Source organism: Gordonia sp. PvP123 (genome assembly GCF_040547295.1).
Lineage (GTDB): Bacteria > Actinomycetota > Actinomycetes > Mycobacteriales > Mycobacteriaceae > Gordonia > Gordonia terrae.
On sequence record NZ_JBEPPN010000006.1, the window covers coordinates 157475 to 182823 of the forward strand.

The window sequence follows — 25349 nt, forward strand, 5'->3', positions numbered from 1 at the left end:
TCGTCGCGTCACCGGACCGGGTAGGCGGCGACGTTCATGACGACCGTCCCCCGGCAGGGCCCGCCGTAGATCGTGGTCCGCCACACGCCCTTCAGGGATCCGTCGCTCTGCGGCTTGTAGGTGGCGACCGACCGCGCCGGACGCCACACCTTGGGCACGCCGACCCCCTGCCAGCAATCCCACTGCCAGCTGTAGCGATGCACCCAGGAACCGTTCTGCCAGGTGTATCGCGGCGGTTGCGGCAGCGTCGGATTGGCCGGCTTGGGTCCGCCGACGACGGTCGCGACGCATCGGGTGCGCACACAATCGGTGTCGAAGGTGTAGTCGTCGGAGAAGTCGGGTTCGCGTTGCCGTGCCGCCAGGCTGGTCCCGGTCTTGGAAGCCGCGAACCGCTTCAGCGAGTACACGCCGTCCCAGGTCGGCTTGGGCGCCGCGTCGGCGGGAGCGACGCTCACCAGCAACCCGGCGGCCAGGGCGAGGATCACGGTCACGATGCTCGCCGGAACGACCACCATATTTCGGCGTCCGGCGATGGGAGATCTGCGCATTCACCCATTGCAGCGCAGATCCGGGCGGCGCGTCGGCGTTGGGCGATTCTCGTCGTCGTACCCGCGGGCGCAGATCACACATCTTCCGATTGATCCGGCGAGAAGATGGGGCTATTCTATGGTTACCGGCGAGTAACATAGCTCGGACCGACCAGGCCCCTCACCCGGCCGGTACGCGCACATCCGTGAGCGATCGGACCGGGTCGAGGATGCCAACGCAGACGGCCACACCAGACAAGGAACCACCATGGGCCATTACAAGAGCAACATGCGCGACCTGCAGTTCAACCTCTTCGAACTGTTCGAGCTCGACAAGGTACTGGAGTCCGGCGACTTCGGTGACCTCGACCGCGAGACCGCCGTCGACATGCTGCGCGAGGTCCGCGCGCTGGCCGAGGGTCCGATCGCCGAGTCCTTCGTCGACGCCGATCGCAATCCCCCGGTCTTCGATCCCGACGAGCACAGCGTCACGATCCCCGAGTCCTTCAAGAAGTCCTACAACGCCCTGGTCGAAGGCGGCTGGGACAAGATCGGCATCGCCGAGGAACTGGGCGGACTCCCCGCTCCCCGGTCGCTGTACTGGGCGATCGGCGAGATGATCCTCGGCGCGAACCCGCCCGTGTTCATGTACGCCGCCGGCGCCGGCTTCGCCAACATCTTCTACAACAACGGCACCGATGAGCAGAAGAAGTGGGCCGCCATCTGTTCCGAGCGCGGCTGGGGCGCCACCATGGTGCTGACCGAGCCCGACGCCGGCTCCGACGTGGGCGCCGGACGCACCAAGGCCGTGGAGCAGGAGGACGGCTCCTGGCACATCGACGGCGTGAAGCGGTTCATCACCTCGGCCGATCAGGACATGACCGAGAACATCTTCCACCTCGTGCTCGCCCGCCCCGAGGGCGCCGGGCCGGGCACCAAGGGCCTGTCGCTGTTCTTCGTGCCCAAGTTCCACTTCGACTTCGAGACCGGCGAACTCGGCGAGCGCAACGGCGTCTACGTCACCAACGTCGAGCACAAGATGGGAATCAAGGCGTCGGCCACCTGTGAGGTCACCTTCGGTCAGCACGGCACCCCCGCCAAGGGCTGGCTCGTCGGCGACGTGCACAAGGGCATCGCGCAGATGTTCGAGGTCATCGAGCACGCGCGAATGATGGTGGGCACCAAGGCCATCTCGACGCTGTCGACCGGTTACCTGAACGCGCTCGAGTACGCCAAGGAGCGCATCCAGGGTGCGGACATGACGCAGATGACCGACAAGGCCGCACCGCGCGTGTCGATCACCCATCATCCCGACGTGCGTCGTTCGCTGATGACCCAGAAGGCCTACGCCGAGGGTCTGCGCGCGATCTACCTCTACACCGCGTCGCATCAGGACACCGCCGCCGCGAAGATCGTCTCCGGCGCCGATCCCGAGATGGCCCACCGCGTCAACGATCTGCTGCTCCCGATCGTCAAGGGCGTCGGCTCCGAGCGCGCCTACGGCACCCTCGGTCACGAGTCGCTGCAGACACTGGGCGGTTCGGGCTTCCTTCAGGACTACCCGATCGAGCAGTACATCCGTGACTCGAAGATCGACTCGCTCTACGAGGGCACCACGGCCATCCAGGCCCAGGACTTCTTCTTCCGCAAGATCATCCGCGACAAGGGCCAGGCCCTCGCACACGTCGCCGGACAGATCCAGACCTTCATCGACTCCGAGGCGGGCAACGGCCGGCTGAAGACCGAGCGGGCACTGCTGAAGACCGCACTCGACGACGTGCAGGCGATGGCCGCCTCGCTGACCAACGATCTGATGGCGGCACAGGAGAACTCGGCCGAGCTGTACAAGGTCGGACTCGGTTCGGTCCGCTTCCTGATGGCGGTCGGCGACCTGCTCATCGGCTGGCTGCTCCTCCGACAGTCCGAGGTGGCTCTCGCGGCCCTCGACAACGGGGCCTCCGACGCCGACAAGTCCTTCTACGAGGGCAAGGTCGCCGTGGCGAGCTTCTTCGCGAAGAACATGCTGCCGCTGCTCACCGCGGTCCGCGTCACCGTCGAGAACATCGACAACGACATCATGGAGCTCGACGAAGCGGCCTTCTGAGGCAAAAGGAGTCAGACGGAAGGCCGCCCGCCGAGGGACATCATGGAGCTCGACGAAGCGGCCTTCTGAGCTGCTGACGCCTTAACCAAGAACTCCCACCGGCGAATCCGCCGGTGGGAGTTCTTCTTTGCGTCGAAACGCAGATCACTCGATGACGCTGAAGCAATATCCGACCGGCCGCGGCTTGTCCGCGAAATAGCTGCCATCTGCGTCGGGGCACTCGGTCTCACCCGAAGCCTTGGTGTCGACGCGGATGTTTGTTCCGCCGGAAACCGGTGCACCGCATTCGATCTCACGGATCTCGGCGAGGGCAGTGCCGGTGGTCGCGGCCGGCAGGTAGTAGCAACGCCCCTCCTGGTACACCGGCGCAAGGCACAGGGCACCATCCTGGCCCGCCACCCAGTAGCGCGAGTAGTTGGCGCCGCACAGTCCCTGCGTGATGGACTTCTCCGCGACGACATAGTGGAAGTCGGTGTCGCCGCACGACACTTCCTTGGCCTTGAGCGTGTCCGGTTCCGCGGTCACGACGATGCACTCGCCCGCCTCGACGTCACTGACGTCCGAGATCCCACCACCCTGCGACGCGGACAACAACACCCTCGCCACGCCGCCGGCGATCACGATGAGCAGCAGTACGCCCACGACGCCCAGCACGACCCACAATCCGGTGCGCTTCTTCTTCGGCGGCGGCGGGAACGGCGGGCCGGGCGGGTACATCCCACCCGGCATCGGGCCACCCTGATAGGGCGGCGGCGTGCCATAGGGCACCTGGTTCGGTGGCGGAGCACCGTAGTGCTGATTCGGTGGCGGGTACCCGCCCTGTGGTGGATAGTGCCCGGGCTGTGGTTGTGGCCCGTATCGCGGGTCCCCCGGTTGATATGGCGAGTTCGTCACGCCGCGAAGACTACCGGCCCCCACCGGTACGTCCGGCACACCGGCGAACCTCGACTCGACTCATGCACTTCGATCGAAGTCCAGTAGTCGAAGTGAGGTTCTTTGGTCGGCGAGGTGTTACTCGAGGAAGGTGAGGCAGTAACCGGTGGGGGTCGGTCTTGGGATGAAGTACTCGGACTGACCTTCGGGGCAGGTCGGTTTGCCCGCCGTTTTCGAATTGACCCGAATATTGGTTGCGCCAGGTATCACAACTGGTTTCGCACAGTCGATCTCGCGAGTCTCGGCTATGGCGAGACCTTCGGTGGCGGCCGAAATGTAGTAGCAGCTGCCAGGGTGCAAGACCTCCGCGAGACACAGCGCACCGTTGGCAGACGGGTACTTGCTCGAAAACCAGAACTTCGCGTACTCGGGACCGCAGGTATCTTTGCCGACGGACACCGACGCAACGACATACCGGAACCCGGAGCCGGAGCACGAGGCTCGTTTGACGACAAGCGATGCCTGCCGTGCTTCTACCTGGACGCACTCGCCGACGGAGACGTCATCGCTGCTGACCACCACTGTGCTGGGCGGAATGGAGTCACCAAGTCGGTGGAGGCCGAGTCCCCCGACTGCGAACACGACCAATCCCACGACAGCGCCGAGCAGGAGCCATAGCCCTGTGCGCTTCTTTTTCCGCGGCGGCGGGAACGGCGGTCCTAGCGGGTACATGCCTCCGGGAATCGGAACTCCGTATGGAGGCGGAGCCCCGTACGGCTGAGTCGGCGGTTGAAAACCCGGGTGCGGAGGGTACTGCCCTGGCGGGGGTTGTGGTCCGAATCGCGGTTCCCCCGACTGATATGGCGAATTGGTCACGCCGCGAAGACTATCCCGAACCTCGCGATCGCGGATCGCCGCATCCACTGTTGGATTTGCTGGCCCGACGGGATTCCTGCGGGTCCGGTAGATCAGCTCCGCTGTTCAGACGTCGCGTCCAGACCGGACGCGCTCCACCACGTCCGCATAGAACGCGGTGGCCAGAAGGACCATGGCGGTCACGAATCCGCCCTCGCTTCCGGAGCGCTTCGAGCCCATCGACGACTCCATGGTCACTGTGAACTCGCGGATGTCGCGACCGTCGGACGGCATGACAGTGGAGGGGTCGGTGCGAATGTCCTTCAGCAACGCAGCAGTCGACTCAACCCGACTCCCCGAATGATGGGCGGTGATACGCAGATCGTCTGATGCGTCGGCAAGTTGACGAACCAGCCAATTGATCTTGGTCTGCGTTCGCCCTGTCCGCGGTGCGGCGGTCTTCAACGAGCAGCCGATACGCCCACGGCCGAGATCGGCGTGCATTGCCACCGGACCAGCTGCTCCAGACACGCGCAACAACGCGAAAAGTTCTCCCGAGTCTGCCAATTGCCGTGCACGACTGACTGTGTCCACCCGGCTTGCCGGCGGCTGCGCGGTCACCCGCTGACCGGTCAGTGCACTCAGCCGGAGTGCCACATGCCGAGCCAGACGATCAAATCGATCGCACACGTCTGAAGTCGAGTCGTCCGAAGCGCCGACGGTCTTGTTCTTCACTGCTTCCCGGATCTTGACCCACTGCTTACCCATGTCGTCGAAGGTCCGCATGCCGGACTGGTTGTCGGCGGCGTACCAGAGCATCTCTTCCAGCAGGCGAGCGCGCACCCTGTCGTCGACGCCGACATGCTCATGCACGATCATCGCCTCGGCAAGGATCTCCTCCCACGAAAGATGTTTCAAGACGATGTTCTTCGACGGCCGTGCCTCGACGACGAAAGGATGCAGGTCGGGAGACGCCATCAGATCGCCGCTGATCGTGATCACCGCGTCCAGCGACTTGGTCTTCGCCAGTTTCAGGTAGGTCCCGATCTGATCGCCGGTCAGCTCCGCACGACCGGTCTTCACTTCGACCAACGCTCGCCACACCTTGCTGCCTCGGCTGACCCTGATCAACCCGTCCGGCCGGACTTCCTCGCCCGCCACCGTGAACCGAACCTCGGTGAAGGTCTCGATACGCCCTCGCGGTGCTCCGGTCTGACCGAGAACCGCACGCCCGAACTCTGGGACCGTCTCCATCGTCGCCAACAAGATCGAGGTCGTCCGAATCTCCTGTTCGACGGCCGACTTGATGCCCGCAGATGGAAACAGCCGCGCCCGTTTCCACTCCGATTCATCTTCGCGCGGCGGCAGATATGCCAAGGATCGCGACGCCCAGTCCTTCGGCAGAGCTGCCGGTCGTCGTTTACGTGCGATCGTGACTTTGGCGCCCGGGTCACCGAGTGCGGGTCCGATGTCTTGCTTGACGTCGTCAGCACGCGCCACCGCTGCGTCGGCGGTCAGAGCGGCCTCGGCCGAGCTCACGTCAGCTGGTAAGTCGGCTACTTCCGTGTCTGACTTTTCGGTGTGATCAGACGCATCAGGTAGATCATCGACTGTCGCTGCGTCGTCGACTTCGATACCGTGATCGGACACCAGAGCTTCGAGTCCTCCGTCGTATCCCTGACCGACGGCTCGTACTTTCCAGGCATCGTTCCGGCGGTATATCTCGCCGAAGATCAGCGCGCGTTCGGATGACAACCCCTCCATCGCATGCACGACGAAGGGAGCGTCGGGCTGGTCGGCGTGCGCAACGGACATGGTGACGAGTCCTGCGTCTCCGAAGCTCAGTTCCGTCCGAGGGTCTGTGCTGGCCGTGACGACAATTCGTGCAACCGAGTCGGGGATCCGTGCGAGATCGACCTCCACGGCATCACGCTGCCTGAACGACTCATCGTCAGCGTCCTGTGCGTGTGCGTCGGCCGAGACCAATCGCACGGCACCGCCCACTCCGCTGGGTTGGTTGTAGAAGATCAGATCATCGTTGGAACGCACTCGCCCGTCCTCGCCGAGGATGAGGATTCCGGCATCGAGTCCGATCTCCCTACCCGCGACGGTTTCCGTCTGGATGACGAACACCAGTCGTGGTGAGGCCTCGCCGGCCACCTCGTCGACGGATACATTTCCACCCTTGGACAGCTCTCGAGGCTCCACCTCGACAAACATATTGGCTTACCCGTTATCGGCGTGCGGTGAATCGAGAAGTAGGGACAGCAAACGGGAGCTCATTCGACCGATCGGGGGATTTGGTCCCGTAGATGCAAACCGGTCAGACCGCCTTCCTGCGCTTCCGCTGTCCTGCGCGGGCCGAGACCGCGGCGCCGAGGAGGATCATCCGCATCGTGCGCTCGGCGGCGTCGGCGAGAAGTTGTTCGCCGTTGGCGACGGCCTCCGACAGCGGCATGGGTACCGCGATGATCGATGCGATCGCCCCGATCCCGACATCGTGGACCGACGGCGCGCCGTGACCGAGAGACCCGGCCAGCGCGACCACCGGAACGCCTCGAAGCTGCGCGCGGCGGGCCACCTCGGCGGGCACCTTCCCGTGCGGGGTCTGGAAGTCGATGGAACCCTCGGCCGTGATCACGAGGTCGGCCTTGCCGATCCGATGATCGAGATCGATACCCGACAGGCCGGAATCGAGCAGGGCGTCGAACCGTGATCGCAGGATTCCGCCGATCGCGGCGAGTCCCGCGCCGAGGCCGCCCGAGGCGCCGGAACCGGCCCCGTGGCGATAGTCGATGTCGGGCAGCCCGTCCCGCTGCAGGACGTCCGCCCAGACGTCGAGCGCAGCTGCCAGCGAGTCGACCTGCGCCGGCGTCGCCCCCTTCTGCGGTCCGAAGACTCGCGCGACACCGTTCGGCCCCGTGAGGACGTTGTGCGGATTGCCCGCGATCACCATCTCGGTCTCACGGAGGCGGGGATGCAGACCGGTCAGATCCAGCGACGCCGCGCGTGCGAGTTCACCACCACCGCGGCCGATCTCGTGCCCGGCATCATCCAGAACGCGCGCGCCGAGGGCCTGGAGCGCGCCGGCACCGCCGTCGCAGGTGCCCGAATCGCCGCACCCGACGAGGATCGCCGACACCCCGGCGTCGAGCGCCGCAGCGATCAGCTGGCCGACACCGTAGGTGGTGGTGGCGCCCGGGTCGCGCTGTCCGGCCGGAACGAGCGCCAGTCCCGCGGCGGCGGCCATCTCGACGACACCGATGCGATTCCGGCCGACGCCCACCTCGGCCCAGTGCGACTGCACGGGATCGCCGGTGGGGCCGCAGACGGTCAGCTCGTGGAGCCGCCCGTTGCCCGCGGCGGCCAGGATGCGCGCCGTTCCCTCGCCGCCGTCGGCGATGGGCGCGATGTCGACCCGCACCCCGGGGAGCGTGCGCCGGACCCCCGCGGCGATGGCACCGGCCACCGACACGGCGTCGAGGCTCTCCTTGAAACCACTCGGGGCGACCAGGATTCGTTGCGGAACTCGGACGGACATCGGCACTCCTGTTGATCGATCGGACGAGGTCTTGACGATGGGGCGGGACAGGTGCCCCAGGCACTGTCGGGACAGTCGCGGCGCGACGGTCAGGACGAGAGCAGGGGCAGGCCGAGGTAGGGCCAGACCCAGCACGCGAAGATGAGGAGCACCACCAGCGACACCGGTGCGAGCAATGCCGACATCGTGAGCAGATGGCGCGGTTGATAACCCGGTACGTCGGCGCTCGCGGCGAACATGGCGACCGGTTTCGCCGAACTCGTGAGGGTGATGCAGAATCCGGCGGCCGCGGTGGACAGGAAGGCTGCGGCAACCGGGTCCACCCCGACGACCGGCGCGGTCACCACGATGATCGGGACCAGCACCGCGGAACGGGCAGAACGGGATTGGATCACGAGGTGTGCGAGCAGCGAGACAACAGCCGATACGACGACGAACACCATCGCAGCAGCCGGGCCGGTCTCGGCGATGGAACCGAATGCCCGATCCGCCAGCCATTGCGCGGCGCCACTGGAGTTGAGAGCCATCCCGAGGGCGAGCGTGGCGGCCATGAACAGCAGGAGCGTCCACGGAATGGTCTTCAGCGCCGCACCGAGCGTAGTCGCGCCGACCGCCGGGGCGGACGCGGCCAGCGCGCCGAGCACCGCGACGATCGCCGGGTCGACGCCGTGCAGCGGTTCCGAACACCAGAGCACCATCACGAGTCCGAGGATGACCGACACGCGGCGTTGCGCGGGCGTGAACGGACCGGAGGTCGCCATCCCGGCCGTCTCGAATGCGTTCGGCGGCACGGACAGCGGACGGGACCGCTCGCCGTGATCGGTCATCAGCCACAGCGCCGCCTCCGCCGCGAGGTGCGACCACACGACGGCCAGCGGCACGCCCAGTACCGCCCACTGTAGGAATCCGATGCCCGTTCCTGTTGCCGCCGAGACGATCTCAGCAGTGATGAGGTGCGCGCCGGCACCCAGGAGTGATCCGACCGCCGAGAACAGGATGACGAACGGGAAGACCAGTGCAAGACACAGCACGAGTCGCGGCCGATCACGCAGGACCGCGGCCAGAGCGAGGAAGATCGGGAGTGCCAGTGCCGCACGCCCGGACGTCGCCGGGACTGCGAAGGTGGTCAGCAGGAGCGCAGCGGTGATGAGGTGCACCAGCTGACGTGGTGTCCGGGCCCGGCGAACGACCCGCGCCGACACCCGGGCCGACAGTCCCGACGCCGTGACCGCAGCCGCGATCACGAAGGCCCCGATCAGAAGCCAGATCACTCCCGAGCCAAGAGTTCCCGCAAAGGTGTCGGCGTCGATGATCCCGAAGACCACCAATGCGATGCCACCGCCCAGGGCGACGTAGGTGTCATCGAGGGGCGAGAAGATCCACGCCCACACCGCGATCAGGAAGACGAGCAGCGTCACGACGGCGTCGAACGACAGCTCCCCCGACCAGCCGGCGCGGCCGACGAACGCGCCGGCGGCCACCACCACGGCGAGACCTGCTGCCGCCCAGGGCCTCAGCACCCCGCCGACGACGTCCCGGACACCGCGTCGGGGTGGCGGGGACACGACAGGATGCGCAGGCGGTCGCGTCGCGTACATCGTCACCGGGTGTCCCGGGTGTCGGTCGATCGCGTGCGGAACGTTCATGGCGACAACAATGGAGCGTGGGTGTGACGCCTCCATGAGACGCGCATGAAAGTTCTTTCACGTGAACAGGTCACGAACAACGAGAAACGCACCGCCGGATGATCGACGGTGCGTGTGCTCGACGAGGGTCGTCCTCGCGAATGTCGGTCAGCTGCCCTGCAAGAGCAGGTTGTCCTTGAGAAGCGTGTCGGGATCACCCACGCAGAAGGCGCGGACCAGCAGGTAGCTGTTGGGATTGCTCTTGACCAGCTCCTTGCCATGGCGGTCCGCGAACTCGTTGACGGTGGCGATCTGCTCGGAGTCGGTGAGCGACAGATAAGTACCGCAGGTCATCTCGTCCGGATCGGTTGCTGCGCCCGACTGCGGCGGAACCGCGACCCGAGACCGGGGCGACGCGCTCGCCGTGGAGGGAGCCGTCGTCCTTCCCGTAGTCGTAGTCGTAGTCGTCGTCGGGGTTTCGCTGGTCGTGACCGCGATCGGCGAGACCTCGGGAACGGCGGTCCCCGAGGTCTCGGTGGCACATGCGGACATGATCGACACGGCCGCAACGGCTCCGATCAGAGCCACGCCCGCGCTCCGGCGGGCGTCGATCATCTCGCGGTCTACTTCGGTGGCATCCGGATGCCGCCGTCGACGCGGATGACCTCGGCGTTCATGTAGCTGTTGGTGACGAGTTCGACGACCATCGAGGCGAGCTCGTCCGGTGCACCCAGGCGGTGCGGGAACAGGACCGACTCGCCGAGCTTGGCCTTGAACGCCTCGGCAGATTCGCCCTCACCGTAGATCGGGGTGTCGATCAGACCGGGGGCGATGGTGTTGACGCGGATGCCGACCGCCGCCAGGTCGCGCGCGACCGGGAGGGTCATGCCGACGACGCCACCCTTGGACGACGAGTACGAGGCCTGGCCGATCTGGCCGTCGAAGGCAGCAACACTGGCCATGTTGACGATCGCACCGCGCTCACCGTGGGCGTCGAGCGGCTCGTTGCGGCTCATCGCGGTGGCGGCGAGACGGATGCAGTCGAAGGTGCCGATCAGGTTGATCGCGATGACCTTCTTGTACGCGTCCAGGTTGTGCGCCGAGCCGAACTCGCCGTCGCGGCCGATGGTGCGCTGGGCCCAGCCGATGCCGGCCGAGTTGACCAGCGCGCGCAGCGGGCCGAGTTCGGTGGCCGCATTGACGGCGGCTTCGATCTGTTCGGTCGAGGTCACGTCGACGGCGACGAACTGCCCGCCGATCTCCTTGGCGAGTTCCTCGCCCTTGTCCGCGTTGAGGTCGGCGACGATGACCTTCGCACCCTTGGCCGCCAGCTGGCGAGCCGCAGCTGCGCCGATACCCGACGCGCCACCTGTGACGATTGCACTAGCTCCATTGATATCCACGACCCGGAGCCTATCGAGCGTTCTATCGCTCGGTAAAGCCCCTCCGCGAAACACCCCGCATCGAGATCACGCCGTCGGGTCAGACGCACTTCACGATCGGCTCGGGCGCATAGCGGACGGTGCGGGTCGATCGGTCGATCTCCCGGCCGGTCCGTGCGTCCTTGATGATGCGCGTGTCCGACGTCGTGAAACCCTTGCTCCCACTACTGGGGATGCAGTCGTCCCCGCGGGGGACGCGAACCCGCTGCGGATCGGTGGTCGCGAACCGTTCGCCGGTCACCGACTCCACCTCGAATGCCTTGGTGCCCCACAGCCGCACGGTCACCGACGACGGCGACCAGCTCGTCTCGATCAGGACACCGTGCCGCGTGTTGTTCCGGAACTTCAGATCGATGGCGCCCTCGAAGACCGTCGCCTCCCGCGCCTCGGGGTACCGCGAGATGTAGTACGCGTGCTCGGTGTGGTCGACATCTTCGAGCCCGGCGAAGTACGCCGCGTTGTACAGCGTCGTCGCGAACTGGGAGATGCCGCCGCCGACCGCGTTCGACGCCCGTCCGTGGTCGATGATCGTCGACTCGACGTAGCCCTGTTCCGAACCGCGCGGGCCGGTGTGTCCGTTGAGCGAGAACACCTTTCCGGGCAGCACGAGCGCTCCGTCGACCTCCGCGGCGACGAGCCGGATGTTCTCGCCGGACGCACTCGAGAACCCGCCCGTGGTGTACTCGCTGATCAGTTCCGTGACCCCGAGCTTGCGGGCGGCGTCGGTCGTGAGCTTCGGCTCCACCTCGTCGTAGACGACCTCGACCGTGCGATTGCCACCGTCGGCCGCCGCACTCCTCGCGACGGCGGCGAGGGTCTTCGGCCAGTTGATCGAGGCGCCGTCGACCCCGGGCACCACCACCGGACGGCCGGACGCGAGGCTGAACCTCGCATTGACCGGGGCCCGTTGGGAGGCGTCGAGGTCGGGGGCGAGGATCTCGCGGCCCACCTTCTCGTCGGCCCGGGGACTGAGCCCGCCGCGCCCGTCGGGGCCGAAGGTCAGCATCGACGCCAGGTCGCCCGCGGGGACCTCGACCGTCCGTTTCCGCCGGTCGACAAGCCGCACGGGAGCCGACGTCACGCGCTCGGCCGGCCCGGCGACGGTGGCGGCGACGACCTCGGCGGTGACGGTCGGCGAGAAAGGCTCCATCGGCAGGTCGACGGGCGCACCGTCGAGCCAGCGGTCGATGAGGGTGGCGGCCGCCGCGTCCCGGGCGATGCGTTCGCCCGCGGCGGGTTGATCCCCGACCGGTTCGGTGCCGTCGTAGTGCACGCCGCCTTCGACGGCGGCCTTCTCGAGAGATGTGCGCCGGCCATCGAGCGCGGCGTTCATCGCGGTTCGATCCAGGGTGACGACCGGTTCGATGTCGGCGTCACGGCCGAACAGCGCAGCCAGACGCACGAGCGGGTTGCGCGGCTGCTCGAGCAGGCGGGCACGCGTGGCGTCGGCGTCGAAGGCGAGTCCGAGGTCGGCGGGTGCGACCTCGGCCGAACCCTCCGGCGTCCGAAGCACGACGGGCCGCTCTGACCGGGCCGTCAGCTCGTCGAGGACGGGGTCCAGTTCGGCGGAGTCGCGGCCGCCCGCGTCGATCCCGCCGACGACGGCGTTGCGCGCGGAGTCGGAGTGGGTCGCCACGAGGTCGAGGGCGAGGACGAGGGTGATCACGGCGACGACGGCGAGCACAGCGCGTAGCGCGGATCGTGCTCGGCGAGAGCCTGGGGTCACAACTCCATCCATCGTGGCTGGCACCTGGGCCGGACTGACGACTGGGCCGATCAGGCGGTGGCCGCAGAACTACGGTCGGAAAAAGTGGGCGCTCCGGCCGAGCTGTCGGGTCGGGGGTCTGACAGCGCAGCCGGAGCTATAGACATATTTACGCTACTTTTCGGCCGGAGGCATCCCCGGAAGGCCGATTCTGTCGAATATGTGACGAAGTACCCCCATTCGTCCCACGAAAGTGAGACGGATCGGCCGATCAGTCGCCGATCCGTCCCACCTGTCGGGATTCCGGGCTCATCGCGTTCGATGCGACCCCGTCCCGATCAGCCCTCGATGATCGCGGTGACGCCCTGCCCGCCGGCGGCACAGATGGAGATCAACGCACGACCGCCGCCGTTCTCCTTGATCTGCTTGGCCGCCTGCGCGACGATCCGGCCGCCGGTGGCGGCGAACGGGTGGCCCGCGGCCAGCGACGAACCATGGACGTTGAGCTTGCTGCGATCGATCGACCCCAGCGCGGAGTCCAGGCCGAGGCGCTCCTTGCAGTACTCCTCGGACTCCCAGGCCTGCAGGGTGGCGAGGACCACCGACGCGAAGGCCTCGTGGATCTCGTAGAAATCGAAGTCCTGCAGCGTGAGCCCGTTGCGGGCGAGCAGGCGCGGCACCGCGTAGGTCGGGGCCATCAGCAACCCGTCCGGACCGTTGACGTAATCGACCGCGGCGGTCTCGCTGTCCACGAAGTACGCGAGGACCGGCAGTCCGCGATCGGCGGCCCACTCGTCGCTGGCCAGCAGCACGGTCGACGCGCCGTCGGTCAGCGGCGTCGAGTTGCCCGCGGTCATCGTCGCGTCGCCCAGGGAGACACCGAAGACCGGCTTCAGCTTGGCGAGCTTCGCCGCGGTGGAGTCGCCGCGCAGGTTCTGATCGCGGGTCAGGCCCAGGAACGGGGTGATCAGGTCGTCGAAGAAGCCGGAGTCGTACGCGGCGGCCATGTTCTGGTGGCTGCGCGCGGCGAGCTCGTCCTGATCGGCGCGCTTGATGCCGAACTCCTTGGCCGTGACGGCGGCGTGCTCGCCCATCGACATGCCGGTGCGGGGCTCGCCGTTGCGCGGGATCTCGATACCGAGCTTGGTCAGCAACTTCGCCGCACCGAGGAGCTGATCTTTGGTGCTGCGGGCCCGGTTGACCTCGAGCAGCTGACGACGCAGGCCCTCACCGACAGCGATCGGCGCGTCCGAGGTGGTGTCGACGCCGCCCCCGATCGCGGCGTCGTACCGGCCACGGGCGATGCCGTCGGCGACCGTCGTGATGGCCTGCAGTCCGGTGCCGCACGCCTGCTGGATGTCGAAGGCGGGCGTGTACGGCGACAGGGCCGAACCGAGCACCGACTCCCGGATGAGATTGAAATCACGCGCGTGCTTGAGGACCGCGCCACCGGCCACCATGCCGAGCTGCTCGCCCTGCAGGCTGAAGCGGCTCACGAGACCGTCGAGTGCGGCGGTGAACATCTCCTGGTTGCTGACCTTCGCGTACGCCTTGTCCTGACGCGCAAACGGGATGCGGTTGCCGCCGAGGATCGCGACGGGGCGATCGCTGCGGGTCTTCGGCTTACTTGCGGGGTTGGACTGTTCGGCCACGTCGATCTCCCAAGGGTCGGGTGCGATATCTATAGCGTATTCTTACTCATCAGTAAGTTCGTTGTCGAACGACAGTCAGAGGAGATCAACGTGGCCGCCAACGGAAACACTGGCCTGTACTCGAGCTTCGTCCATTCCGCGCCCGGCGCTTTCATCGCCAAACAGGCCGGCCTGCCCGTCCCGCCGCCGCTGCGCCGCTACAGGGCCTCCGAGCCCCCGCTGCCCGGTCCGGTGCTGCTCGGCGGGTCCGGCCGCCTCGTCGAACCGCTTCGCGAGATGCTCTCGACCGAGGACTACGACCTCATCCAGAACGCCACGACCGGCCGCAGCGCCGACAAGTTCGGTGGTCTGGTCTTCGACGCGACGGGCATCACCTCCCCCGCTGAGCTGCGCCAGCTGTTCGAGTTCTTCCAGCCCGCGATGCGGTCGACCGCCCCGTGCGCACGTTTCCTGGTCATCGGCACCACGCCGGAACTGGTCACCGACCCGTCCGAGCGCGTCGCGCAGCGCGCTCTCGAGGGCTTCACCCGCTCGCTCGGCAAGGAGCTCCTGAAGGGTTCGACCGTTCAGCTCGTCTACGTGTCGCCCGACGCCAAGACCGGTCTGACCGGTCTCGAATCGACCGTGCGCTTCGTACTGTCGGCGAAGTCGGCCTTCGTCGATGCCCAGGTCATCCGGGTCGGCGGCGCCGACGCGACCGCACCGAAGAACTGGGACCGCCCGCTCGAGGGCAAGGTCGCCGTCGTCACCGGCGCCGCACGCGGCATCGGCGCGACGATCGCCGAGGTCCTGTCCCGCGACGGCGCCCACGTGATCGCCGCCGACGTCCCGCAGGCCGGCGACGCGCTGTCGGAGACCGCGAACAAGGTCGGCGGCACGGCGTTCCCGCTCGATGTCACCGCGGCCGACGCCGGGGCCAAGCTCGCCGAGCACGCACTCGAGCGTCACGGCGGCATCGACATCATCGTCAACAACGCCGGCATCACCCGTGACAAGCTGCTCGCCAACATGGACGACTCCCGCTGGGACGCGGTCATCGCGGTCAACCTCATCGCCCCGCAGACCCTCGTCGAGACGCTGCTGGAGAAGGGCGCGCTGCGCGAAGGCGGCGCCGTCGTCGACGTGTCGTCGATCGCCGGCATCGCGGGCAACCGCGGCCAGACCAACTACGGCGCGTCGAAGGCCGGTGTCATCGGTCTCGTCGACGCCTACGCGCCGATCCTGGCCGAGAAGGGCATCACCATCAACGCTGTGGCACCCGGCTTCATCGAGACCAAGATGACGGCGGCCATCCCACTCGCCACGCGCGAAGCCGGGCGCCTGATGAGCTCGCTGCAGCAGGGCGGCCAGACCGTCGACGTCGCCGAGACCGTGGCCTACTTCGCCAACCCGGCGAGCAATGCCATCACCGGCAACGTGGTCCGCGTGTGCGGCCAGGGATTCCTGGGGGCCTGATGGCGAAGACGATCACCCTCCCCGCCGCACCCGGCACCGCCGAGCTGTACGGCAAGGCGGTCACCGCGATGCTGCCCGGCATCGGCAAGCCGCCGCGGGTTCCGGCCGACGCCGTCGCTCCGGAGACCCGCTACCGACTCGACGGTGTGCGAGTGGACTCGGCTGCGCTGCAGGCGTATTGCCACGCGACCGGGCAGAGCTTCGGCGACACCCTGCCGCTGGCGTTTCCGTTCGTGCTGCAGTTCCCGGTGACCATGAAGCTCATGACCTCCGACGAGTTCCCGTTCGGCGCCGTCGGTTCGGTGCACATGACGAACACCATCGAGCGCAAGCGGCCCATCGAGGCCGGTGAGCCGCTCGACATCGTCACGCACGCGGAGAACCTCCGCGAGCACCGCAAGGGCATTCTGATCGATGTCGTCAGCGAGATCAGCGTCGGGTCGGAGCTGGTCACCACACAGACGGCGACGTTCCTCAAGCAGCAGCGCACCAGCCTGTCCGACGAACCGCGCGGTCCCGAACCGAAGTCGAAGACCCCGCCGCCGCCGGACGCCATCCTCGCCGTCGACCTCAAGCGGATCCGCGAGTACGCAGCCGCCTCGGGCGACCGCAACCCGATCCACATGGGCAACCTGCCCGCCAAGGCCTTCGGGTTCCCCAGGGCGATCGCCCATGGGATGTGGAGTGCTGCAGCGGCCATCGCAAACGTCGAGGCGCAGCTGCCCGACGCGGTCACCTACGACGTCAGGTTCGGCAAGCCGATCCTGCTGCCGGCCAAGGTGAACCTCTACACCCGCCGGATCGACGGCAAGGGCAACTTCGACATCTCGATCCGCGACCGTCGCAAGGGATTCCCACACCTCACCGCGACGACGCGGGAGGGCTGAGGGACTTTTCGCATTCCGTTCCCGCGGTCTCGTTTCCGTCCCGCTTATTGGATCCAATCAGCGGATAGGAAGCGGGGCCGCGGGAGCGTTTGCGTTGCACTGATTTTCGGCTCACCACAGGGAGCGGAAGGGTGGCCACCACGCAGGAGCTATGGGCGGGCCGGCTCAGGAGTCGGTACCGACACCCTTCAGGCCGCGCCAGGTGATGCCGACGAGGAGGTTGGTGGCCTTCTCGAGGTCGACGTCTCCTTCGGTGATGCGGTCGGCGACCGCCTCGGCGGCGCCGACGATCGAGACGGCGGTGAGTTCGAAGTCGATGTCGCTGGCACCTTCGACCGTGGTGCCCGCCTTGATCAGCTGGGCGACCATCTCGGTGACCCGCTGGCGGCTCTCGGAGACGATGCCGGCGAAACCGGCCGTGCCGATGGCGACGCGGTACAGCACCCGCCAGGACTGCCGGTGTTCGTGGACGAAGCGGAGGAACTCGCGGATCACCGTGACTGCCTGCTCGCGCTGCGAGAGCGAGGGATCGAAGCCGACGCTCATCGCGTCGATGAACAGGCCCGACTCACGGGCGATACACGCGCTGAACAGTTCGTCCTTGGAGCCGTAGTACAGATACAGCATCGGCTTGGAGATCTGCGCCTCGGAGGCAATCGCGTCCATCGAGGTCTCACGAAAGCCATTCTCCGAGAACACCTTGACGGCGGCATCGAGCATCTGCTGCTCGCGCACCGCGCGTGGCAGGCGCTTCGTTCCGCCCGACATGACCCCACCTCCGTTCACGACAACTGCTCCGACCGACGATATAACAACTTACCAATCGGTAAGGTGAAACCCCATTCACGGGGCGCAGCGGTCTCGGCGGTTCAGCAGTTCACCACACCCTTGGACCGCAGGATGCGCACGACCTTGTCATCCAGGCGGGCGGGCGCGAGGCGACCGGCCGAGACCGCGCGCTCGAGGTTGTCGAGCACGGAGGCGACACGGTCGGTGGAGAGCCACAACGCGACGTCGCCGCCCGCGAGGATGAACTTCTCGACCGCCTGCTCGATGGGGTACTGCGCGCTGATCGCCGCCATTCCCGACAGGTCGTCGGAGTAGATCGCGCCGTCGAACCGCGGCCCGTCGTAACCGACGCCGGTGCGCAGCATCTGGATCGCGGGCCGGCTGATGCTGGCGGGCAGCCCCTTCGTCAGGCCCGGGACGATCAGATGCCCGACCATCGCGCCTGCGGTCCCCGGGTCGCGCAGCAGGGTCCGGAACGGCACGAGGTCGCTGTCCTGGAGTTCCGCCAGCGACGGGACCGTCACGACACCCAGATGCGAGTCACCGGAGCCGTGGCCGTGCCCCGGAAAATGCTTGTACACCGGCGTGATTCCCGCGTCGGACAGCCCCGCGGCGTACGCACCCGCATACTCGGTCACGACCGCCGGGTCGTTGCTGAAAGACCGGTCGCCGATCACTTCGTCGTCCGATTCGTCGCTCACGTCGGCGACGGGGGCGAAGTCGACGGTGACCCCGAGACGCTTGAGCTTGCGGCCCACGTCGGCCGCGATCGCGCGCACCTGCTCGGGCGTCTTGGTCTGCGCCAGCTCACGCGGCGAGGCGTTGTCGATGCCGAGCGCGGACAGTCGCGACACCCGGCCGCCCTCGTGGTCGACGGTGACCATCAACGGAATCGACGAATTCTGCGAAATCCGTGCTGCCGCACCACTCGTCAGGATCGACTTGTCGGTCCAGCTCCCGACGAAGATGCCGCCGATCTCCTCGTTCTCGACGATCTGCTGCGCGTCGGCCGCCCCGGTCACGCCGACGACGATCAGCTGCGCCAGCTTCTGACGCACCGACAGCGTCGCGAGTTCGGTTGCGCCGCAGGAGTTCGCGACCGGTGTGGTGGTCGGCGCCGGAGACGACGACAGCGGCGACTCGGCGTTCACCGAGTACGAGGGCGTCGGCGGCGGCGAGTCCGTCGTCGAACCGGTGCAGGCCGCGAGCGCGACGCACAGAACCGTGACGGTTGCCGCGGTCAGCGTGTTCCGGTTCCATCGGGGTCTGCGAGTTGGGCCCATTCCCCGAGTCTGGCATGTAGTCTGAGCCAATGGACGTGGGGTCCGTTTCGTCCGGGTCCGCCACCGCCGGGAGCGGTAGCGGCGGTACCCGTGCCGCGCAAACTCTGATGATCGCCTACGACGGCTCGCCGAATGCAGACCGCGCCATTCGTTACGCCGGACACTTTCTCCGTGCGCAATCCGCGGTGGTCGTCACCGCCTGGCAACCCGGTGGCATGACGCCGGCGCGAATGTCCACCCTTGCCGGCGGGATGCAGCCGTTCATCGACGCCCAGCTCGACGCCGGCGTCGACCAAGCTCTCGAGGACGAGGCCGCCGCGATCAACGAGCGCGGCGTGACCCTCGCGGCCGAATGTGGGCTGACCGCTCGTGGGTCGCTCGTCGAAGTGGAGTCGACGGTGTGGGGTGCGCTCGTCGCCGCGGCCGAGGCGCTCGACGTCGACCTCCTGGTCACCGGCACGCGCGGGGCGTCGGGACTCAAGGCGCTGTTGCGCTCCAGCGTGGCGGAACGAGTCCTCAAACACTGCCACCGTCCGGTGTTCATCGTTCCGGCCAAGTGCGAGAAGGAGCCTCAGGTCACGCTGTAGGGGCCCTTTGCCGGCCGAGCGTCCCCCACCCGCCGGCCGAGCTTGTCGAGGTCACCAGGTGGCTTCGACACGGCGCCTCGCTTCGCTCGGAGCCGGCTCAACCAGCAGTGGGTCACCTCCCCTGCTCCGCTCGGAGCCGGCTCAACCCGTGGTGGGGGCTCAACCACAGGCGAGGCCGCCGCCCACCCCCTGCTGGCCGAGCAGCGTCGACCGAGCGCAGCGAGGCCGCCGCGCCCGTCGAGGTCACCAAGTGGCTTCGACTCGGCGCCTTGCTGCGCTCGGAGCCGGCTCAATCAGCCGGGGCCATGTCCTGATCTGTGGGATGCGTGGCCTGGACGCCACGCAGCGGGTCGGAAACGATGTGTTCATGAGTCGATCGGTGGTGATCCTGGGTTTTCCCGGGGTGCAGGCCCTGGATGTGACGGGTCCGGCCGACGTGTTCACCACCGCGTCGATCGCGCTCGCCGACCAGGGGTCGGAGGTGACCTACGACCTCCGCCTGGTGTCGAAGTCGGGCCTGTCGGTGGGCACCGGCGTCGGCTTGGAGTTCGTCGCGCACCCGCTGCCCGATCCGGCCGATCCGCTCGACACCCTGATCCTGCCCGGCGGCATCGGCGTCCACGACGCCGCGCGCGATCCCGAACTGATCGACTGGATCCGGCGGGCGGCGCACCGCGCACGACGGGTCGTCAGCGTGTGCAACGGCGCATTCCTCGCGGCCGAGGCCGGGCTCCTCGACGGCAAGCGCGCGACCACCCACTGGGCCGTCGCCGGACTCCTTGCCGAGCGTTATCCGTCGGTCCAGGTCGATGCCGAGGCCCTGTTCGTACGCGGCAGCGATCGGGTGTGGAGTTCCGCGGGCGTCACCGCCGGGATCGACCTCTCCCTGGCCCTGATCGAAGAGGACCACGGCACCGAACTCGCGCAGCTCGTCGCGCGATGGCTCGTCCTCTACATGCGCCGGCCGGGCGGCCAGAGCCAGTTCGCCCCGCCGGTGTGGATGCCGCGGGCCCGTCGCACCGCGATCCGGGAGATCCAGGAGCGCATCGAGGCCGAGCCGGCCCGGCCACACCGCGTCGACGACCTGGCCCGGGACGCGTCGATGAGTCCACGCCACTTCTCTCGCGTCTTCACCGACGAGACCGGCGAGGCGCCGGGCACCTACGTCGAGCGGGTCCGGACCGACGCCGCCCGTCGCGCGCTCACGCAGAGCGACGACACGATGCCGGTGATCGCCGGCCGATGCGGGTTCGGATCGGCCGAGACGATGCGCCGCACCTTCGTCCGCCGCCTCGGTGTACCGCCCGAGGCGTACCGCCGCACCTTCCGTTGAACGAGACAGAACGAGACATCCCGACAATCGAAAGGCCCTCATGACCCAGATCGCGATCGTCCTCTACCCGCAGTTCACCGCCCTCGACTTCATCGGTCCCTACGAGGTGCTGCGCGCCCTGCCCGACGCGGAGGTCAGATTCGTCTGGCACGAGCCGGGGCCGGTCGTCGCCGATTCGGGCGTGCTCGTGGTGGGTGCCACGCATTCGTTCGACGAGACACCGTCGCCGGACGTCGTCCTGGTGCCGGGCGGGCCCGGATTCCTGGCCGCGTCGCAGGACGAGAGGGTCCTCGACTGGCTGCGCGCGGTCCGGCCGGGCGCGCAGTGGACGACGTCGGTGTGCACCGGGTCGATCGTCCTGGCCGCGGCGGGTCTGCTCGACGGGAAGCCGGCCACCACGCACTGGTCGTCGATGGCCGGGTTGAGCCTGCACGGTGCGAAACCGGTGTCGGACGAACGCGTCGTGCGTGCGCTGCCCGACGGTGACCTCGTCACCGCCGCCGGCGTGTCCGCCGGGATCGATCTCGCGCTGTGGCTGTCCGAGCAGATCGCCGGGCGCGCACGCGCCGAGGCCATCCAGCTGATGATCGAATACGACCCGCAACCACACCTGGACTCCGGCATCGGTCCAAGGCGTCGGCCGGCACGATCGCCACGTCGACGATGCTGCTCAGCCGCGACGTCGACAAGCCCGAACTGCTGAAGACGAGTGCGCGCCTGCTGTGGGATCGCACCCTGACGAAAGTGCGGTCGCGTCGATGACCGCGGCCGGGTCGATCCGCTGGTGTCAGCGGGTGTCACCCGGAATCGGACTTCGGCGATGGTAGTTTCATCGCCATGACCAACAACCGCCTTGTCGCCGGAGCCGTCGCCGGGGTCGCCGGCATCCTGGTGGGACTCGGCGCGGTGTTCCTCGGCGGATTCCTGGCCTCCGAGAACAGCCCGTCCACCGACCTGAACAACATCAGCCCGAACAACGGATTCGTCCAGGGCTCGGTGGACTACGGTTCGCGCGGCGGAGCCGGCGAGACCAACTGACCCGTCCACGACGCCGCCGGTCCCGGCGTCCCCTGATCGACAGCAGCAGCAACTGAGTACCCCGCCTTCGCCACCGGATCAGTCCGTCCCGACCCGGTCTGGGCTGGGTCGGCGCGGCGTCGCCGTCGTCGCCGCGATCTCGCTGCTCATCTGTCTCCTGCAGTCACCCGGCCGCATCGCGGCGGACACCAAACTCGACCTCACCGCGAACCCGCTCGGTTTCCTCGCCCGCGCCGCGCATCTGTGGACGCCGAACGCGCCGATGGGGCAGGTACAGAACCAGGCCTACGGCTACTTCTTCCCGCACGGCGCGTTCTATGCGCTCGGCGATCTCCTCGCCGTCCCGCCGTGGATCGTCCAGCGTCTCTGGTGGGCGGTGCTGCTGACCGTCGGCTTCGTCGGCATCGTCCGCCTCGCCGAGACCCTGCGGCTGGGTTCGCCGGCCTCGCGGATCATCGCCGCCGTCGTCTTCGTCCTGAGCCCCCGGGTCCTGACCACCCTCGGCTCGATCTCGTCGGAGACCTTGCCGATGATGCTCGCCCCGTGGGTGCTCGTGCCGGTGGTGCGCGCGCTGGACACGCGCGCCGACGACGACGCCCCGCCGCTCTGGCGCGAGGCCGCCCGTACGGCGGCCGCGGTGGCGCTGATGGGTGCGGTCAATGCTGTCGCGACGCTGGCGGCCCTCGGGGTCGCCGTCCTGTGGTGGCTGCTGCACAGTCCGCGCGACCGTCGATGGCGGCGGTTCGGAGCCTGGACCACGGTCGGGCTGGCCCTGGCCTGCGCGTGGTGGGTGGTCCCGTTGCTGATCCTCTCGCGGGTGAGTCCGCCGTTCCTGGATTACATCGAGTCGTCCCGGGTCACCACGCAGTGGACGTCGCTCACCGAGGTGCTGCGTGGGGCGAGTTCGTGGACGCCGTTCGTGTCGGCGGAGCGCGTCGCCGGGGCGGTGCTGGTCACCCAACCCGCCGCAGTCCTGGCGACGGGGACGATCGCGGCCGCGGGTCTGGCCGGACTGTGTATGCGGCACATGCCGTTCCGCGGCCGGCTCGTCACCATCCTGGGCGTCGGTCTCGTCGTGATGTGCGTCGGCTACGCGGGCGAACTCGGATCGCCGGTCGCCGAGCAGATGCGCGCCTTCCTCGACGGGTCCGGCGCACCGCTGCGCAACATCCACAAATTCGAGCCGCTGCTCCGCATCCCCCTGGCGCTCGGCGTCGCGCACCTGCTGGCGCGGGTTCCCCTTCCGGGAACCGCCGGTCGCCGGGAGACGCTCTCCGCCTTCGCCCAGCCCCAGCGGTCGCGTCCGGTCGCCGCGGCGATCGTCCTGCTCGTCGCGGTGATCGGTGCCGGGTCGCTGATGTGGACCGGCCAGCTCGCACCGAACGGCACGTACGAGTCGATTCCGCGTCACTGGCTGCAAACCGCCGACTGGCTGGCCGAGCACAGCGAACGCGACGACGGCGGCCCACCTGCCCGCACGCTGGTCGTCCCCGGGGCGCCGTTCGCCGACCAGCTGTGGGGACTCACCCGCGACGAACCGCTGCAACCCCTGTCCGACACCCCGTGGGCGGTCCGCGACGCGATCCCGCTCACCCCGCCCGGCGCGATCCGGGCCCTCGACTCCGTGCAGCGCGAGATCGCCGCGGGCCGCGGCTCGCCGGGCCTGGCCGCCACCCTCGCCGGGCAGGGCATCGGATTCGTCGTCCTCCGAGCCGATCTCGATCCCGAGACCTCACGGTCGGCCCGCCCGCTGCTCGCCCAGCAGGCACTCGACGAGTCGCCCGGACTCCGCCGCGTGGCCGAGTTCGGTCCGCAGATCGGGCCGCCGAGTGTTCGAGGGGTGGTGCGCGACAACGGTCTGCGGCCCGCGATGCCCGCGGTGCAGATCTTCGCCGTCGACGCTCCCGGCTCGCCGGCCGCCGGCACCGGCCCCCGACTGGTCGACACCGCGGGACTCCCGCGGGTCGCCGGTGGCCCCGAGGCCGTCGCCGAACTGGCCGAGGTCCGAGCACGTCAGGGGCTACCGCCGCTCGGGCCGGTCGTCCTCGATGCCGATGCACGCCGCGCCGGGATCACCCACGGCCCGTTGATCGTGACCGACACGCCCAGCGACCGGGAGACCGACTTCGGCCGCGTCGACGATCACAGTTCGGCGATCCGGGCCCCGTCGGACCCGCGGCGCACACAGAACGCCGTCGCCGACTACCCCGTCGACGGTCAGCCGCTGGTCCACGGGGAGTGGTTGCTGGACAACCGGAGTGGCGAGGTCGAGGTGTCGACGTCGGGAGCGGCGGCCGACGCGGTCCAGCCCGGGCAGACCTCACCGGCCAACTCGGCGGCCGCGGCCTTCGACGGCAACCCGCAGAGCGCCTGGGTGAGCGGCGGGTTGGAGAGTGCGGTCGGACGATGGATGCGCATCGGTTTCACAACGCCGCGAACCGATCTCGCGCTGACCCTGACGACTGCGAAGGCACTCGGGCCCGATGTCACCAGCGCACTGATCACCACCGAAGCGGGCAGCACGGTGGTCTCGGGGCTCGAACCGGGTGAACCGATGACGGTGACCGCACCCAGTGGAGCCACCCGCTGGGTGCAGATCCGTGCGCTCCGCACCGACGACGGCTCGGCCGGAAACCAATTCGCGCTCGGCGAGGTCACGGTGTCCGATCTGCGGACGGCGACGCCTCTGCGAATCCGCCATCGCGTGGTGCTGCCCGAGCTCGAGGCCGGCACCGAGGTCGCCCAGTGGCTGCTCTACCAGGAGTTGTCCGGACGGGCGTCCTGCGTTTCCGACCCGGAGCGGCAGATGACAAGGTGCGCACCGGGACTCGGCCTGTCCCCGGAGACGACCGCGGTGTTCGGGCGCGCACTCTCGGTGCCGTCGGATGTCACCGTCTCCCCCACCGCGATCCTGCGACCCCGACCCGGCGATGCTCTCGACCGTCTTCTCGCCGATGATGATGGGGTCACGGCGCGCGGCCCGCGCCCGGTGACCGATCCCCGCGGCGGGCCCGCGGCCGCCGTCGACGGCGATCCCGGAACATCGTGGACCGCACCGGAGATCCCCGATGAGCGGACGTCGCGAGCGGGTGCCGCCGATTCCCCGGACGACGGGGACGCGGCGGCGAACGAGAACAGTCCCACCCTGGTCCTCGATCTCCCCCGGGCGCAACGGGTCGACGCGCTGACCCTCGTCGCCCCCCGGGGCTATCCCGCCGCACCCACCGAGGTCGCGGTGGACCTCGGCACCGGCGAGCAGATCCGCGAGGTCGACGAGAGCGGCATCGTCCGTCTCGATCCCGCGGTCACCGATCGCATCGAGATCACCATCCGCGCCCAGTCCGACCTCATCGACGTCAACAGCCTCGGGTTCGCCAGTCCCGCACCACCGGGGATCGCCGAGGTCCGCGTGTCACCGTCGCCTGCGACCGGTACGGACGCCGACCGGATCGTCGACATCGGTTGCGACGACGGAATCGGGCTGACCGCCGCGGGTCAGGTCGTCCGGATGTCCGTGCGCGCCCGCGCATCTGATCTGCGTAGCGGACAACCGGTGATCGGGCGCCCGTGCGGCGACGGTCGGCTCGCCCTGCCCGCCGGACAGCAGGAGGTGTCGGTCAATCCCGGCGACGCCTTCACCGTCGACGCCCTCT

General features: G+C 68.3%; 18 protein-coding genes and 2 pseudogenes. 8 read left to right on the forward strand and 12 right to left on the reverse strand.

Annotation, left to right across the window (positions count from 1 at the left end; genetic code table 11):
• Nucleotides 1-8: 8 nt before the first annotated feature.
• A complete protein-coding gene (locus ABIC25_RS13245; protein ID WP_494337977.1) occupies nucleotides 9-548 on the reverse strand; it encodes an Rv2253 family sensor-like surface protein in 540 nt (179 codons plus the stop codon).
• A gap of 247 nt (nucleotides 549-795) precedes the next feature.
• Here ABIC25_RS13245 and ABIC25_RS13250 point away from each other — a divergent pair, with 247 nt between their 5' ends.
• Nucleotides 796-2631, forward strand: a complete 1836-nt coding sequence (locus ABIC25_RS13250; RefSeq protein WP_004023727.1) for an acyl-CoA dehydrogenase — start codon at nucleotides 796-798, stop codon at nucleotides 2629-2631.
• Nucleotides 2632-2775: 144 nt separating this feature from the next.
• On the opposite strand, the gene ABIC25_RS13255 is transcribed toward ABIC25_RS13250, so the two are convergent.
• The 9 genes from ABIC25_RS13255 to ABIC25_RS13290 all read right to left on the reverse strand — a co-directional run bounded on the left by ABIC25_RS13255 (nucleotide 2776) and on the right by ABIC25_RS13290 (nucleotide 14324).
• A complete protein-coding gene (locus ABIC25_RS13255; RefSeq protein WP_354561803.1) occupies nucleotides 2776-3525 on the reverse strand; it encodes an LppU/SCO3897 family protein in 750 nt (249 codons plus the stop codon).
• A gap of 117 nt (nucleotides 3526-3642) precedes the next feature.
• Complete coding sequence (locus ABIC25_RS24940; RefSeq protein ID WP_435529081.1) at nucleotides 3643-4236, reverse strand: LppU/SCO3897 family protein; 594 nt, start codon at nucleotides 4234-4236, stop codon at nucleotides 3643-3645.
• 249 nt (nucleotides 4237-4485) lie between these two features.
• Complete coding sequence (locus ABIC25_RS13260) at nucleotides 4486-6579, reverse strand: TerD family protein (RefSeq protein ID WP_354561805.1); 2094 nt, start codon at nucleotides 6577-6579, stop codon at nucleotides 4486-4488.
• Between the two features lie 103 nt (nucleotides 6580-6682).
• Nucleotides 6683-7900, reverse strand: a complete 1218-nt coding sequence (locus ABIC25_RS13265; RefSeq protein WP_354561806.1) for a glycerate kinase family protein — start codon at nucleotides 7898-7900, stop codon at nucleotides 6683-6685.
• Between the two features lie 89 nt (nucleotides 7901-7989).
• Complete coding sequence (locus ABIC25_RS13270; RefSeq protein ID WP_354561807.1) at nucleotides 7990-9546, reverse strand: SLC13 family permease; 1557 nt, start codon at nucleotides 9544-9546, stop codon at nucleotides 7990-7992.
• A gap of 147 nt (nucleotides 9547-9693) precedes the next feature.
• Entirely contained in the window at nucleotides 9694-9879 is a 186-nt protein-coding gene (locus tag ABIC25_RS13275; RefSeq protein WP_354561809.1) for a hypothetical protein, read from the reverse strand.
• A 269-nt stretch (nucleotides 9880-10148) separates the two neighbouring features.
• The gene (locus ABIC25_RS13280; protein ID WP_004023734.1) at nucleotides 10149-10928 is read right to left on the reverse strand and encodes an SDR family NAD(P)-dependent oxidoreductase; all 780 of its coding nucleotides are present in this window, start codon (nucleotides 10926-10928) and stop codon (nucleotides 10149-10151) included.
• Nucleotides 10929-11007: 79 nt separating this feature from the next.
• Nucleotides 11008-12705, reverse strand: coding sequence for a VanW family protein (locus tag ABIC25_RS13285; RefSeq protein ID WP_354561811.1), 1698 nt, complete (start codon nucleotides 12703-12705; stop codon nucleotides 11008-11010).
• 305 nt (nucleotides 12706-13010) lie between these two features.
• Entirely contained in the window at nucleotides 13011-14324 is a 1314-nt protein-coding gene (locus ABIC25_RS13290; RefSeq protein ID WP_354561812.1) for an acetyl-CoA C-acetyltransferase, read from the reverse strand.
• 90 nt (nucleotides 14325-14414) lie between these two features.
• On the opposite strand from ABIC25_RS13290, the gene ABIC25_RS13295 reads away from it, so the two are divergent.
• Together ABIC25_RS13295 and ABIC25_RS13300 are read left to right on the forward strand one after the other, a co-directional pair.
• A complete protein-coding gene (locus ABIC25_RS13295) occupies nucleotides 14415-15779 on the forward strand; it encodes a 3-oxoacyl-ACP reductase (RefSeq protein WP_354561814.1) in 1365 nt (454 codons plus the stop codon).
• Nucleotides 15779-16666, forward strand: a complete 888-nt coding sequence (locus tag ABIC25_RS13300) for a MaoC/PaaZ C-terminal domain-containing protein (RefSeq protein WP_354561815.1) — start codon at nucleotides 15779-15781, stop codon at nucleotides 16664-16666. Before ABIC25_RS13295 ends, ABIC25_RS13300 begins: the two co-directional genes overlap by 1 nt.
• Before the next feature lie 165 nt (nucleotides 16667-16831).
• On the opposite strand, the gene ABIC25_RS13305 is transcribed toward ABIC25_RS13300, so the two are convergent.
• Both ABIC25_RS13305 and ABIC25_RS13310 read right to left on the reverse strand, forming a co-directional pair.
• Entirely contained in the window at nucleotides 16832-17434 is a 603-nt protein-coding gene (locus ABIC25_RS13305; protein ID WP_004023740.1) for a TetR/AcrR family transcriptional regulator, read from the reverse strand.
• Between the two features lie 101 nt (nucleotides 17435-17535).
• Complete coding sequence (locus ABIC25_RS13310) at nucleotides 17536-18738, reverse strand: glycoside hydrolase family 3 N-terminal domain-containing protein (RefSeq protein ID WP_354561817.1); 1203 nt, start codon at nucleotides 18736-18738, stop codon at nucleotides 17536-17538.
• Between the two features lie 29 nt (nucleotides 18739-18767).
• Here ABIC25_RS13310 and ABIC25_RS13315 point away from each other — a divergent pair, with 29 nt between their 5' ends.
• The 5 genes and pseudogenes from ABIC25_RS13315 to ABIC25_RS24945 form a co-directional block, all read left to right on the forward strand.
• Entirely contained in the window at nucleotides 18768-19325 is a 558-nt protein-coding gene (locus ABIC25_RS13315; RefSeq protein ID WP_354561818.1) for a universal stress protein, read from the forward strand.
• Nucleotides 19326-19692: 367 nt separating this feature from the next.
• Nucleotides 19693-20658, forward strand: a complete 966-nt coding sequence (locus ABIC25_RS13320) for a GlxA family transcriptional regulator (protein WP_354561819.1) — start codon at nucleotides 19693-19695, stop codon at nucleotides 20656-20658.
• 40 nt (nucleotides 20659-20698) lie between these two features.
• Nucleotides 20699-21420: pseudogene (locus ABIC25_RS13325) on the forward strand (DJ-1/PfpI family protein).
• A gap of 75 nt (nucleotides 21421-21495) precedes the next feature.
• A complete protein-coding gene (locus tag ABIC25_RS13330; RefSeq protein WP_004023745.1) occupies nucleotides 21496-21696 on the forward strand; it encodes a DUF2613 domain-containing protein in 201 nt (66 codons plus the stop codon).
• A gap of 148 nt (nucleotides 21697-21844) precedes the next feature.
• A pseudogene (locus ABIC25_RS24945) lies at nucleotides 21845-25105 on the forward strand (alpha-(1->3)-arabinofuranosyltransferase); the annotation flags it as partial.
• Between the last annotated feature and the right edge of the window lie 244 nt (nucleotides 25106-25349).

What these genes read in the sequence shown, in the direction of transcription:
- ABIC25_RS13310 (WP_354561817.1), bottom strand. Translation starts at nt 18,738, where the DNA reads ATGGGCCCAACTCGCAGACCCCGATGGAACCGGAACACGCTGACCGCG.
- ABIC25_RS13330 (WP_004023745.1), top strand. Translation starts at nt 21,496, where the DNA reads ATGACCAACAACCGCCTTGTCGCCGGAGCCGTCGCCGGGGTCGCCGGC.
- ABIC25_RS13275 (WP_354561809.1), bottom strand. Translation starts at nt 9,879, where the DNA reads ATGACCTGCGGTACTTATCTGTCGCTCACCGACTCCGAGCAGATCGCC.
- ABIC25_RS24940 (WP_435529081.1), bottom strand. Translation starts at nt 4,236, where the DNA reads ATGTACCCGCTAGGACCGCCGTTCCCGCCGCCGCGGAAAAAGAAGCGC.
- ABIC25_RS13315 (WP_354561818.1), top strand. Translation starts at nt 18,768, where the DNA reads ATGGACGTGGGGTCCGTTTCGTCCGGGTCCGCCACCGCCGGGAGCGGT.
- ABIC25_RS13245 (WP_494337977.1), bottom strand. Translation starts at nt 548, where the DNA reads ATGCGCAGATCTCCCATCGCCGGACGCCGAAATATGGTGGTCGTTCCG.
- ABIC25_RS13300 (WP_354561815.1), top strand. Translation starts at nt 15,779, where the DNA reads ATGGCGAAGACGATCACCCTCCCCGCCGCACCCGGCACCGCCGAGCTG.
- ABIC25_RS13285 (WP_354561811.1), bottom strand. Translation starts at nt 12,705, where the DNA reads ATGGATGGAGTTGTGACCCCAGGCTCTCGCCGAGCACGATCCGCGCTA.
- ABIC25_RS13260 (WP_354561805.1), bottom strand. Translation starts at nt 6,579, where the DNA reads ATGTTTGTCGAGGTGGAGCCTCGAGAGCTGTCCAAGGGTGGAAATGTA.
- ABIC25_RS13250 (WP_004023727.1), top strand. Translation starts at nt 796, where the DNA reads ATGGGCCATTACAAGAGCAACATGCGCGACCTGCAGTTCAACCTCTTC.
- ABIC25_RS13305 (WP_004023740.1), bottom strand. Translation starts at nt 17,434, where the DNA reads ATGTCGGGCGGAACGAAGCGCCTGCCACGCGCGGTGCGCGAGCAGCAG.
- ABIC25_RS13270 (WP_354561807.1), bottom strand. Translation starts at nt 9,546, where the DNA reads ATGAACGTTCCGCACGCGATCGACCGACACCCGGGACACCCGGTGACG.
- ABIC25_RS13265 (WP_354561806.1), bottom strand. Translation starts at nt 7,900, where the DNA reads ATGTCCGTCCGAGTTCCGCAACGAATCCTGGTCGCCCCGAGTGGTTTC.
- ABIC25_RS13320 (WP_354561819.1), top strand. Translation starts at nt 19,693, where the DNA reads ATGAGTCGATCGGTGGTGATCCTGGGTTTTCCCGGGGTGCAGGCCCTG.